The sequence below is a fragment of the Lysinibacillus sp. FSL M8-0134 genome (assembly GCF_038069745.1).
GTDB lineage: Bacteria > Bacillota > Bacilli > Bacillales_A > Planococcaceae > Lysinibacillus > Lysinibacillus irui.
The window spans coordinates 979,312-991,098 of sequence record NZ_JBBPAJ010000001.1 but is presented as its reverse complement, the minus strand read 5'-3'; the positions used below and the strand labels follow the sequence as shown (position 1 = coordinate 991,098).

14 protein-coding genes are annotated in these 11,787 nt (G+C 38.5%); all 14 read right to left on the bottom strand.

Going from position 1 to position 11,787, the window contains the following annotated elements:
• Nucleotides 1-86: 86 nt before the first annotated feature.
• Nucleotides 87-989 carry a succinate--CoA ligase subunit alpha gene (gene sucD, locus MKY49_RS04800; protein ID WP_341385716.1) on the bottom strand — a complete coding sequence of 301 codons (903 nt, stop codon included), beginning with the start codon at nucleotides 987-989 and terminating at the stop codon, nucleotides 87-89.
• Between the two features lie 17 nt (nucleotides 990-1,006).
• The gene (gene sucC, locus MKY49_RS04795; RefSeq protein ID WP_274795950.1) at nucleotides 1,007-2,167 is read right to left on the bottom strand and encodes an ADP-forming succinate--CoA ligase subunit beta; all 1,161 of its coding nucleotides are present in this window, start codon (nucleotides 2,165-2,167) and stop codon (nucleotides 1,007-1,009) included.
• A 162-nt stretch (nucleotides 2,168-2,329) separates the two neighbouring features.
• Nucleotides 2,330-2,632, bottom strand: coding sequence for an EscU/YscU/HrcU family type III secretion system export apparatus switch protein (locus MKY49_RS04790; RefSeq protein ID WP_341385715.1), 303 nt, complete (start codon nucleotides 2,630-2,632; stop codon nucleotides 2,330-2,332).
• On the bottom strand, nucleotides 2,629-4,518 hold the full coding sequence (locus tag MKY49_RS04785) for a hypothetical protein (protein WP_341385714.1): 1,890 nt from the start codon (nucleotides 4,516-4,518) through the stop codon (nucleotides 2,629-2,631). Before MKY49_RS04785 ends, MKY49_RS04790 begins: the two co-directional genes overlap by 4 nt.
• A gap of 57 nt (nucleotides 4,519-4,575) precedes the next feature.
• The gene (locus MKY49_RS04780; RefSeq protein ID WP_341385713.1) at nucleotides 4,576-5,337 is read right to left on the bottom strand and encodes a ribonuclease HII; all 762 of its coding nucleotides are present in this window, start codon (nucleotides 5,335-5,337) and stop codon (nucleotides 4,576-4,578) included.
• A gap of 154 nt (nucleotides 5,338-5,491) precedes the next feature.
• Nucleotides 5,492-6,367: a ribosome biogenesis GTPase YlqF gene (gene ylqF / locus MKY49_RS04775; protein ID WP_341385712.1), complete on the bottom strand. Its 876-nt coding sequence runs from the start codon at nucleotides 6,365-6,367 to the stop codon at nucleotides 5,492-5,494.
• 57 nt (nucleotides 6,368-6,424) lie between these two features.
• Nucleotides 6,425-6,988 carry a signal peptidase I gene (gene lepB, locus MKY49_RS04770; protein ID WP_274795945.1) on the bottom strand — a complete coding sequence of 188 codons (564 nt, stop codon included), beginning with the start codon at nucleotides 6,986-6,988 and terminating at the stop codon, nucleotides 6,425-6,427.
• 105 nt (nucleotides 6,989-7,093) lie between these two features.
• Complete coding sequence (rplS, locus tag MKY49_RS04765; RefSeq protein ID WP_274795944.1) at nucleotides 7,094-7,438, bottom strand: 50S ribosomal protein L19; 345 nt, start codon at nucleotides 7,436-7,438, stop codon at nucleotides 7,094-7,096.
• Nucleotides 7,439-7,555: 117 nt separating this feature from the next.
• Nucleotides 7,556-8,293 (bottom strand): tRNA (guanosine(37)-N1)-methyltransferase TrmD, encoded by a 738-nt coding sequence (trmD, locus tag MKY49_RS04760; protein WP_312505489.1) that lies wholly within the window; start codon nucleotides 8,291-8,293, stop codon nucleotides 7,556-7,558.
• Nucleotides 8,293-8,808: a ribosome maturation factor RimM gene (gene rimM, locus MKY49_RS04755; protein ID WP_341385711.1), complete on the bottom strand. Its 516-nt coding sequence runs from the start codon at nucleotides 8,806-8,808 to the stop codon at nucleotides 8,293-8,295. Before rimM ends, trmD begins: the two co-directional genes overlap by 1 nt.
• A gap of 482 nt (nucleotides 8,809-9,290) precedes the next feature.
• Complete coding sequence (locus tag MKY49_RS04750; protein ID WP_004269410.1) at nucleotides 9,291-9,524, bottom strand: KH domain-containing protein; 234 nt, start codon at nucleotides 9,522-9,524, stop codon at nucleotides 9,291-9,293.
• Between the two features lie 15 nt (nucleotides 9,525-9,539).
• Complete coding sequence (gene rpsP, locus MKY49_RS04745; RefSeq protein ID WP_024362057.1) at nucleotides 9,540-9,812, bottom strand: 30S ribosomal protein S16; 273 nt, start codon at nucleotides 9,810-9,812, stop codon at nucleotides 9,540-9,542.
• A gap of 94 nt (nucleotides 9,813-9,906) precedes the next feature.
• Nucleotides 9,907-11,265, bottom strand: coding sequence for a signal recognition particle protein (ffh, locus tag MKY49_RS04740; RefSeq protein WP_274795942.1), 1,359 nt, complete (start codon nucleotides 11,263-11,265; stop codon nucleotides 9,907-9,909).
• 12 nt (nucleotides 11,266-11,277) lie between these two features.
• Nucleotides 11,278-11,613 (bottom strand): putative DNA-binding protein, encoded by a 336-nt coding sequence (locus MKY49_RS04735; protein ID WP_341385710.1) that lies wholly within the window; start codon nucleotides 11,611-11,613, stop codon nucleotides 11,278-11,280.
• Nucleotides 11,614-11,787 lie beyond the last annotated feature (174 nt).

The window sequence follows — 11,787 nt, the reverse complement described above, 5'->3', positions numbered from 1 at the left end:
TTCGCCGTAAGTAGGAAAAAGTGAAGATGGTATACAGTGTATAAATAATGAAAAAGATGTAGCCGCAATGTGCTACATCTTCCATTTTAATGGGTTTTACACTTTTCGTATAGCCCTTTTTCTTTAATTACTTTAATTAACGTTTCACCAATAACAGACGGTGTTTCCGCTACTTCAATACCAGCAGCGTTCATCGCTTTAATTTTTTCTGCTGCTGTTCCTTTACCACCAGAAATGATAGCACCAGCGTGACCCATACGTTTGCCTGGAGGTGCAGTTTGTCCACCGATAAAGCCTACGACAGGTTTCGTCATATTTGCCTTAATCCATGCAGCTGCCTCTTCCTCAGCTGTACCACCGATTTCTCCAATCATCACTACTGCGTATGTTTCTGGATCATTATTAAATGCTTCTAGAACATCAATGAAGTTTGTACCATTAACAGGGTCTCCACCGATACCTACAGCAGTTGTTTGTCCAATGCCAGCTTGTGTTAGTTGGTGCACTGCTTCATATGTTAAAGTACCAGAACGAGAAACAACTCCTACATGGCCTTTTGTATGAATGTAACCAGGCATGATCCCAATCTTACATTCGTCAGCAGTAATAACACCCGGACAGTTCGGACCTACTAAGCGAGTATTTTTACCTTCCATATAACGTTTAACTTTAACCATATCAAGGACAGGAATATGCTCTGTGATACAGATTGTTAATTCTAATTCAGCATCAACAGCTTCTAAAATTGCATCTGCCGCAAATGGTGCAGGTACATAGATAACTGAAGTTGTAGCACCTGTTGCAGCTACAGCTTCTGCTACTGTATTGAAAACAGGAACTCCCTCGATTTCAAGTCCACCTTTTCCTGGTGTTACACCTGCTACGATTTTAGTACCATACTCTAGCATTTGCTTCGTATGGAAAAGAGCTGTTTCGCCCGTAATTCCTTGTACAATTACCTTCGTATCTTTGTTAATAAATACAGCCATTGTTCTCCCTGCCTTCCTTAGCCTACTAGTCCCACAATTTTTTGTGCACCGTCAGCCATTGAATCCGCTGCAACGATGTTTAAACCAGATGCATTTAAAATTTCTTTTCCAAGTTCTACATTTGTACCTTCTAAACGTACAACTAACGGCACAGCTAAACCAATTTCTTTAGCAGCTGTCACAACACCTTCAGCAATAATGTTACACTTCATAATTCCGCCAAAAATGTTTACGAAAATGCCTTTTACGTTTGGATCAGAAAGGATAATTTTGAAAGCCTCTGTTACTTTTTCAGCTGTTGCACCGCCCCCTACATCTAGGAAGTTAGCAGGGCTTCCGCCATAATAACTAATTGTATCCATTGTGGCCATTGCAAGACCGGCACCATTAACCATACAACCAATGTTACCATCTAATGAAATATAGCTTAAATCATATTTGGATGCTTCGATTTCTTTTGCATCTTCTTCGTCGAAATCGCGTAATTCGACAATATCTTTATGTCGATATAGTGCATTCGCATCAAAATTGAATTTAGCATCTAATGCCACAACTTCACCTTGTCCAGTTACAACAAGTGGATTAATTTCTACAATCGAAGCATCTTTGTCGATAAATGCTTGATATAAACCTAACATTAATTTAACAGCTTTCCCTACTAGGTTTGCTGGAATATTCATATTAAACGCCATACGACGTGCTTGGAAGCTTGTTAAGCCCACAACAGGATCTACTACTTCTTTGAAGATTTTTTCTGGATTTGTTTCTGCAACCTCTTCAATATCCATACCGCCTTCTTCAGATCCCATCATCGTAACACGAGATGTTGCACGATCTAATACTAGACTTAAATAATATTCTTTTTGGATATCAGAACCCTCTTCAATATACAAGCGTTTTACTTCTTTACCTTCTGGACCTGTTTGATGAGTCACTAAAATTTTCCCTAATAATTCTTTTGCGTACGTACGTACCTCGTCTAGGTTTTTAGCGATTTTTACACCACCTGCTTTACCGCGTCCACCTGCATGAATTTGCGCCTTGACCACTGTTACATTTGAGCCAAGTTCCTTCGCTACTTTCACTGCTTCATCAGGGGAAAAAGCAACTTTTCCGTTCGGTACAGCTACACCATATTTTCTCAGAATCTCTTTCCCTTGATATTCATGGATATTCATAATACATCCTCCCATCAAACATTTGCGTAGAATTGTTTTACTAACATAGACTATTCTAACGAAAGATTCTGATAAAGTCTACACTTTGTCTTTAGTTCGAATTTTCTCTCTTATTATGACGCTTTTTTCTATTTTGTGTACTAAAACAGCTTGCAAGAATAGTCAGAATACTTCATTTTTTCTATATTTTTGCGCATGTTGCTGATCTAAACGATAGATAAATGCAAAAACCTCAGCTACAGCCTGATATAATTCTTCAGGAATGGACTCATTTAAATCTAGTTGACCAAGCAATTGCACGAGGTTAGGATCCTCATAAATTGGCACATTATGCTCAGTAGCACGGGCTAAAATATTTTCTGCAATTTTCCCTTTTCCCTTTGCTACAACAGTTGGACTATCAAATTGTCCAAGTTTATAAGTAAGCGCAATTGCCTCTTTTCGTGTAAATTTTTCTTCGCTCATACGCGGATATCCACCCCACTATGCTCCTCTTGCTGTTCTACTACAGGACTTACTTTTGTCGTTTGCCCCTTGTCAAATTGTTTAATAAAGACTCCTGAAAGTTGATAATTTTTTTCTGCCAAGCCCATTTTCAAGGCTGCCTTTAGTGGCTCCGCAAGTGGCTGAATATCTGAATTCTCATTAAAGACTGTTACTGTGACCACTCTATTTTGAACCTGCATATCAATCACCGTTTCTTGCATTGATGCCATCTGTAAATAAAATAATACACGTGCATAGTTGGCATCAATTTTGCCATCATCCTTCATACGACCATTCCACTGTAATGTTGCATCCATCTTTTTGCCGAAAAACTCAAGTGGGACTTGCATGATAAGCTGGTGTTGATGACCATTCTCACCTGAAGATAGCTGCATGCCATTCATTCGTGTCATGAGCATTTCTGCCGCTTCCTTCATTTGAGGTGTCGTATTAGTTTCCTGCAATAATGTATGGAGCTGCGGCTTTAGCTGATGAGCAATCATTTGCAGATCCGCTGACTTATTTCCTAAAGTGGCCTCATAGCTAATCCCTAAATTTTTCAACACTGTTTTTAGGGCATGCTCCATCGCTTTGCTATCCATCGAATTTTGTACTAGTGCATCTGCTTGGGTTAAAGTTTGCTGAATGAAAGGTTGTGTAGAATCAATGCTATTTTTCACCAGATTTCGCATTAGCACTTCATTCTGGAAAGGTGAATTGAATTCCTGCCTAAAAAGAGATAGCAGATGATCCTTCACAGAAAGTGCATGGGCATCCTGTGTAAATAAACGATCAGCTGTATTTTGAGCAAACACTTTTAATAGTTGATCCTGCATTTGTTTAGCAAAAACATCTAGCGCTTGTTTCGTTACCGGTATCTGATTAAAACGGTCCATTAGCTGATTGATTTGCTGTTTTTGCTCATTCGTTAATAATTGCTGATTTCCTAGCCATGTTTTAAGCTGTTCCACAAGTTGACTGGCATTTTCAGGCTTTGTAGCAAGGATGGTTTGAATAACTTGTCCAGCTTGCTGCATTGGTTGAAAAGCTTTAGCTTCTTTAATGTTTGACCAGTTTTGTAATGTAGCCTGCTGTGGAAGAATGCCTGATTCCTTTAGAATCGATAATGCTTGCATTTTTTCACTCATCGTTGCAGCACTATTTGTTAAACTTTGAAGAACTCTAGCAAGGATGACACCACCCGTTTCTACTTCAAAAGGCTTGGCAATCGCTTGTACTTGTTGCATTAGAGTTTGCCTCAATTGGGCAGATAAAGTTACATCCTTTGCTAAAAGCTGAGCAAAGTTATCCATGAGCGTGGTCATACCTGACGTTTTTTGACCATTCATGAGCGCATGAAACACATCATTTGTCATCGGCATTTTAAGCTCTATCATTTTTTGAATAGTTTGCAGTGCATCTATTTTTGACATCCCTTCAGGTAATGCCTTTAACCATATTTCCGCTTGAAGCAGTTGATCTTTTGAAATAGGTAGCTGCGCCTTCATAAAATGTCCTAACAATTGCTGCATCTCTGTAGATTTAGGTAAATTCATAGATTCTAAAAGCTGGTTCATTTGTTGACTTGACGTAGATGCTTGCGCCATCGGTCCTGTTACCACTTTCAATTCTGTTTGTGGATTTGTTCCTGTTACCTGAAAGAAATGGGCATCTCCAGTTTTTAATGGTACTTCAAGTTTCGCTATGAATTTTTGATTGCCTACTTGTATCTCTGCCATCTGATCTGGATATAATTGCTTAATTGTGCCATGGAATACTTGTCCTTGCTTTAAGGCAAGGGGTTGATTTGTTGATGTGATAGCATTTTGTTGCAGTTGAATCGGATTAAATGATGTGGCTGTCATATACAAACTCCTTTCATCAATTACTCCTTCGTGTAATTGTGTTACCTTTTTTTATCTTTATTGAAACATGGATTTAATTGGTTCGAAGGATTTACGATGGTGAATAGTCGGTCCGTATTCCTCTAATGCTTTTAAATGTTGTTTTGTACCATAGCCCGCATGTTGCCCAAAGCCATACATCGGAAAGTCCTTATCTAATTGTTCCATATAATCATCTCGGGCTGTTTTAGCTAAAATAGAGGCAGCTGCTATCGCTAAGCTTTTAGCATCACCTTTAATAATCGAATCCTGCGGGATTGAAATGGGCAATGTCATAGCGTCTACAAGAACAACATCTGGCTTTTTCGTTAGAGCCTCTACACTTGCTTTCATTGATTGTTTGGTTGCCTCATAAATATTTAATGCATCGATTTGCTGGGCCGATTGAAAATGGATAAAATAACTAATGGCATGCTCTTTAATTAAAGTGGCAAAGGCGTTTCGTTTTTCTTTTGATAATTGTTTCGAATCATTCAATCCAACAAATGCCTCGCAATTAGTCGGTAATATAACAGCTGCAGTCACGACTGGCCCCGCTAGCGGTCCACGTCCTGCTTCATCTACACCAGCAATCAATGTATCTATTCCCCCATAGCTTAAATCGAATGCGACTTTTGCTTGATGTTCTTTTTGTAATTGACGTTTTTTATCTTGTCTTTTTTGCCATGTAAGCCAAGCCTTCTGTACCCCAGCTCTTTCATCCGCTTCAATTTCTAACATCCAATCTTGCCATTCCTCCGCATCTTTCAATGCAGTTGTAATTTCTTTAATGGTTTTCATTTTGTACTCCTTCTTGCTACTACTCATTAAAACTATAACATGTTTATGTAGTCTCTTTAACTTGAAAACTATTTACCTCTCTATAGTCATTATCGGTAAGAAAAGTCATTCCTAAAAGAAAAACTGCCACAAGAACATGTGACAGTTTCAAAACTTATAATTGCTCAGCTTCTTTTTCTAGCTGTTCTTCAACAAAATCAAAGGTAAGTTTCCCCAATTGTAATCCGCGTATATCTCGAACAATTAGTTGAGCTACTTGATCATAGTCAATTTCTCCACCAGGACCGAATACACGACGTAGTTTTCCAATATGATCAAAAGTATCCACTAACTCTTCATGAACAAATTCGATACCATATCTCTCTTCCATACGCTTTGGGTAATGAACAGATAAGAATCGCAACCCATAGACAGCTAAGTCTTCCATATTTGTAATAGTATCCTTAATAGCACCCGTTAAAGCTAACTTAAAGCCCACTTCTTGATCCTCAAACTTCGGCCATAAAATACCTGGTGTATCCAATAGTTCCAGTTCTTTACCGACTTTAATCCACTGCTGTGCTTTCGTCACACCAGGTGTATTGCCCGTTTTAGCAATATTTTTTTTCGCTAAGCGATTGATGAGCGTTGATTTTCCAACGTTCGGTATTCCAACAATCATGGCACGAATAGCCCTAGGTTTCATTCCTTTTGCTTTCATACGTTCAAATTTTTCTTTTAAAATTTCTTGTGCGGCTTTTGTTACTTGCTGTAAGCCCTTGCCCTCAAGTGAATTAATGGCTACTGCTCTATGACCACGTTGTGCAAAATATTCTACCCATTTACGTGTTTCTTGCTCATCTGCCATATCCGCTTTATTTAAGATTAAAAGACGAGGTTTTTGATTAATTACTTCGTCGATCATCGGATTACGTGAGGATAGGGGTAAACGAGCATCTATTAATTCAAATATAATATCAACAAGCTTTAATTTTTCAGTTACTTCACGTCGGGCTTTTGCCATATGCCCAGGAAACCATTGTATTGTCACACCTATACCTCCTAAACTAAAAGAAAAAGGGAGTGATTCAGCTCTCCCTTTCTTGCATTACTTTACAATTTTTATGTCACTAAACGGCCAGAAAATCAAACTGGTGTTACCGATAATTTCCTTTTGTTCAACTAGCCCAATATGTCGGCTATCTTTACTATTTCGACGATTATCCCCCATAACAAAAACATATCCTTCAGGAATAGTGTCCAAGGAAACATCGATGTCTTTTAGGGTAAAGTCTTCTGTTAAGGTTCCTCCGGTGATTTGCGCTTTATAAGCATCTAAATAGGGCTCATCTATTGGCTCACCATTGATATACAATTGATCGTCCTTATATTCCAGTGTATCCCCCGGCAATCCAATTACACGCTTGATATAATTTTTTTGTTCAGGTGCATGAAATACAACGATATCAAAACGTTTCGGTTCACCTATTTTATAACCAATTTTATTCACAATCATTCGATCGCCATCTTCAAGGGTTGGCATCATGGACTCTCCATCAACTGCTATGGGTGTAAATAAAAAATATCGAATAATTGCAGCAATCGCAAATGCAATTAATAGTGCTTTTGTCCATTCCCATAATTCATTCTTTTCTTTCACCTGTTTTTCCATCGAGAATTGCCCCCTTGTCTATCACCATTTTAGATGATAGTGAATTAAGATGACAAGCAAAAAGAAAAGGGGCTTGAACACAAGCCCCTCACTTTTAAGTCATAATTATCGAATTTCTTTAATACGAGCAGCTTTACCACGTAGGTTACGTAGGTAGTAAAGTTTAGCACGACGTACTTTACCACGACGTACAACTTCTAGGTTAGCGATTTTTGGTGTGTGTACAGGGAATGTACGTTCAACACCTACACCGTAAGAAATTTTACGAACTGTGAAAGTTTCGCTAATACCGCCACCACGACGTTTAATTACTACACCTTCGAAGATTTGGATACGTTCACGAGTACCCTCTACTACTTTCACGTGTACCTTAACAGTATCACCAGGACGGAAAGCTGGTAGATCAGTGCGAAGCTGAGCTTTTGTAATTTCTGCAATAATGTTTGACATTGTTTTTCTCTCCTTAGACAGATGCTCTTGCACGCAATCTATGCCACAGCGGAACACCGTAATTCAGTACTTCACATAGAAGTACAGAATAGATGTTATCATAAATAAAGCACGTAATCAAGCATCTTGATGATTGTTTTTTAGTTTTTCTAGATACAATTTTTGCTTGTCTGTTAATGGATAATGCTCGAGTAAGTCTGGTCGACGCTCAAAAGTTCTTTTCAGCGATTGTTCCTCTCGCCATTGCTCGATTTTAGCATGATTTCCCGAAAGTAAAACATCAGGTACCTTCATTCCACGAAACTCCGCAGGTCGTGTATAATGAGGATGCTCCAATAAACCTGTTGAAAATGAATCTTGAATATGGGAATCCTCTTGCCCTAATACACCAGGTAACAGTCTAACTACACTATCAATAACGGTCATAGCTCCTAACTCGCCACCTGTTAACACAAAATCACCAATGGAGATTTCATCTGTCACAAGGTGCTGACGTATACGTTCATCATAGCCCTCATAATGCCCGCATAAGAAAACTAATTCCGTTTCCTGTGCTAGCTCCTCTGCCTTTTTCTGAGTAAATCTTTCACCCTGTGGACACATCAAAATGATACGTGGCTGTTTTCCTGCAGTTATTGCCTCTACTGCACTAAACATAGGTTCAGGCTTTAATACCATGCCTGCTCCACCACCATATGGATAGTCATCAACTTGATTGTGCTTGTTCCCCGAAAATGTACGAATATCCGTTACCTCTAGCTTTACAGCGCCTTTTTCTTGTGCTTTCTTTAATATCGACGCTCCAAAAACGCCAGAAAACATATCTGGGAATAGGCTTAGTACATGGATATTCATCATAATAGACCTTCCATTACATGGATTACTATTTTCTTTTCTTTAACATCTATATCTTTTACGATATCTTCTATATAAGGGATATAATGCTCTTTTTTCGAACCTTTGACTACCCACACATCATTTGCCCCTGTTTGCAGGATATCTGCCACAATACCAATTGTTTCGCCCTCTTCAGAGATAACAGTACAACCTATTATTTCATGGAAAAAGAATTCATTTTCTTGAAGTAGATCATCAGTCATTTGATCTTTTGTCACTTTTAGCATGCCTTCTTTAAACGGCTCGACTAAATTAATATTGTTCATACCTTCAAAAGTTAATAAAATAAAGTTTTTATGACGACGTACAGATTCAATAGTCACCCATGTTGGCTTCTTATCGTCTTTTTTAAAGGCAGCAAGCTTATTCCCTACTGCAAAACGTTCTTCTTCAAAGTCTGTTGTCGATAGCACACGTATCTCACCACGAATACCATGTGTATTGACAATACGACCTACATTAAACCATTCCATTCAACTTTCACCTCGTAAAAAACATACTTGTCTTCACAAAGCATCTTGCGTAGCATTTTCACTTCTATCACTGTTAGCAGATTTACTTTTGAAGAACGTAGTTTTAGCTAAGACTAATTTGTCTTGTATTATCAATATAAGCAATTACCATTAGCTATAATCTTTAATTATGCTTTATTTTCTGCTTGTCCTTAGAGCTACCGGTTATTAGCTTTCACTAATCAAACATGTACAGCAACTCACCTACCACCTAACTTCGGTTTCAGTATAAGTGTTCAGTTGGCATTACAGCTTGTTCATGCGGAATAAAGCGCTTCTATTGCGAAAAAAGATAAAAAAAGGAAGGAACCTACAAGCTCCCTCCTTCTTCGTCCAGATTTTACGCTTCATGCTAAAAGGCCACTTCGAACTCCTAAGCGACATGTAACCACATCTATCAGGATCCAAAAGTACTTAGTGCAAGAGCGTAAACATCTTTTCTATTAATCCAATATATCGACGTAGGTCTTCTTTTGATGGTGACTACCTGCCGCTGAATAAACAATTGTACGAATCGCTTTCGCTACTCGCCCTTGCTTGCCTATGACTTTCCCTCGATCCTCTGGATGAACAAAAAGTTTATAAACAATTCGATTTGCATTTTCATCCGTCTCAATACGAACTTCTTCTGGATAATCGACTAACGGTAAAACGATTGCTTCAATCAGCTGCTTCAAAGACGTCGCCCCCGATTATTTACTGAATTTTTGGTTATGGAATTTTTCCATGATTCCTTGTTCTGAGAACAGGTTACGTACTGTATCTGATGGTTTTGCACCGTCAGCTAACCATTTAAGAGCTTTCTCTTCATCAATGTTTACAGTAGCTGGTTGAGTTAGTGGGTTGTAAGTACCAACTGTTTCAATTGAACGACCGTCACGTGGTGAACGAGCGTCTGCAACTACGATACGATAGAAAGGAGATTTTTTAGCTCCCATACGTTTTAAGCGAATTTTAACTGCCATTTTAATAGCACCTCCGAATAAGTTTCACACAAGATAGTATATTATCAATGTTTAGGTTGTTTGTAAAGTGTTTTTTCTTAACACCTAAAAATTATTATTTAAACAATGAATCAAAGCCTGGTAATTTCATTTTTTTCTTCCCTTTACCACTTGCCATTCCAGTCATTTGCTTCATCATTTTTTTCATTTCATCAAATTGCTTGATCAGACGATTAACCTCTTGAATAGACGTCCCTGAGCCTTTAGCAATACGTTTTTTACGGCTACCATTAATAATCTCGGGGTTGGTCTTTTCAGCAGGCGTCATGGAATAAATAATAGCCTCCACCCGTCCCATTTGCTTATCATCGACTTTTACATTGTCTAAGCCTTTAATTTTATTTGCACCAGGAAGCATTTTTAATATTTCATCAAGAGGTCCCATTTTCTTGACTTGCTGTAATTGTTCAACAAAATCATCAAATGTAAAGGTTTGAGACTTGAACTTTTCTTCAAGTTCTTTTGCCTTTGCCTCATCAACCGTTGCTTGGGCTTTCTCGATTAATGACAGCACATCACCCATACCTAAAATACGTGATGCCATACGTTCTGGGTGGAATGGCTCCAGCGCATCCATCTTTTCGCCCATCCCAACAAATTTAATTGGCTTTTGAGTCACAGAACGGATAGATAGTGCCGCACCACCACGTGTATCGCCATCAAGCTTTGTTAAAACTACCCCAGTAATGCCGATTGCTTCATTAAAGCTTTCTGCTACATTGACTGCATCCTGACCTGTCATGGCATCAACAACAAGAAATACTTCATCTGGCTCTTTTAACGCACGAATATCCTTTAATTCCTGCATTAAGTCCTCATCTATATGCAAACGACCTGCCGTATCGATGATCACGACATCATGATGCTCTTCTTTCGCCTTTTCAATAGCCTGACGTGCAATTTCTACTGGAGAAATGTCAGTACCTAATGCAAAAACAGGTATCGATAACTGTTTACCTAATGTCTCTAATTGTTGAACGGCTGCCGGACGATAAACGTCAGCGGCAACTAGCAATGGCTTACGATTATATTTTTTACGTAATACATTTGCCAATTTACCTGTAGTTGTCGTTTTCCCTGCTCCTTGTAAACCGACCATCATAATGACAGTTGGTGGCTTTGTATTAAACTTAATGGGGCTTTGTTCGCCACCCATTAATTCTGTTAATTCATCTTGTACAATTTTAATAACTTGCTGACCTGGTGTTAAGCTTTGCATAACATCAACACCAACAGCACGTTCACTTACCTTTTTTACGAATTCTTTGACTACTTTTAAGTTAACATCCGCCTCAATTAAAGCAAATCGGACTTCTCGCATCATTTCTTTGACATCTTGCTCTGATACTTTCCCTTTGCCTTTAATCTTTTGGATCGTTCCTTGGAGTCGTTCCGCTAATCCTTCAAAAGCCATTGCTTTCGCCTCCTAATCCCATTCTTTCAGCTGTTCTATAAGCGCTAACTGTTCTTCAACTGGCATGGTTTTTTCTGTTATTCCTGCTGTTAATTGCGACAGCATTTGGGTACGTTGTTGAAATTTTTCAAGTAAACATAATTTTTCTTCATATTCCTCAAGCATCGCTTCTGTTCGACGAATATTATCGTAAACAGCTTGGCGTGAAACACCATACGATTCAGCGATTTCTCCTAAAGAGTTATCATCCAAATAGTATAGTTCCATATAACTTCTTTGCTTATCTGTTAATAATGCTTGATAAAAGTCGAAGAGAAAGTTCATGCGTGTTGTTTTTTCAAGTAGCATCGAATGTTTCTCCTCCCGCTATTAGTCATTTGTATCATAACGAAAAGCGCCCGTCTGTGTCAAGGTAATCTCCTTGTCTAAAAGCCTAAATTGCCGCGTTCAGGCTTCTTCGCCTTTAGCTAGTATTTCTCTTTTAAACAAGTTAACTTACCTATACACAGTCGAGCGTTTTAT

Coding starts and splice junctions, on each gene's coding strand:
- MKY49_RS04780 (WP_341385713.1), bottom strand. CDS start 5,337: ATGAAAACCATTAAAGAAATTACAACTGCATTGAAAGATGCGGAGGAA.
- rimM (WP_341385711.1), bottom strand. CDS start 8,808: ATGGAATGGTTTAATGTAGGTCGTATTGTCAATACACATGGTATTCGT.
- MKY49_RS04735 (WP_341385710.1), bottom strand. CDS start 11,613: ATGCTACTTGAAAAAACAACACGCATGAACTTTCTCTTCGACTTTTAT.
- sucC (WP_274795950.1), bottom strand. CDS start 2,167: ATGAATATCCATGAATATCAAGGGAAAGAGATTCTGAGAAAATATGGT.
- rpsP (WP_024362057.1), bottom strand. CDS start 9,812: ATGGCAGTTAAAATTCGCTTAAAACGTATGGGAGCTAAAAAATCTCCT.
- sucD (WP_341385716.1), bottom strand. CDS start 989: ATGGCTGTATTTATTAACAAAGATACGAAGGTAATTGTACAAGGAATT.
- ffh (WP_274795942.1), bottom strand. CDS start 11,265: ATGGCTTTTGAAGGATTAGCGGAACGACTCCAAGGAACGATCCAAAAG.
- MKY49_RS04785 (WP_341385714.1), bottom strand. CDS start 4,518: ATGACAGCCACATCATTTAATCCGATTCAACTGCAACAAAATGCTATC.
- MKY49_RS04790 (WP_341385715.1), bottom strand. CDS start 2,632: ATGAGCGAAGAAAAATTTACACGAAAAGAGGCAATTGCGCTTACTTAT.
- lepB (WP_274795945.1), bottom strand. CDS start 6,988: ATGGAAAAACAGGTGAAAGAAAAGAATGAATTATGGGAATGGACAAAA.
- rplS (WP_274795944.1), bottom strand. CDS start 7,438: ATGTCAAACATTATTGCAGAAATTACAAAAGCTCAGCTTCGCACTGAT.
- trmD (WP_312505489.1), bottom strand. CDS start 8,293: ATGAATATCCATGTACTAAGCCTATTCCCAGATATGTTTTCTGGCGTT.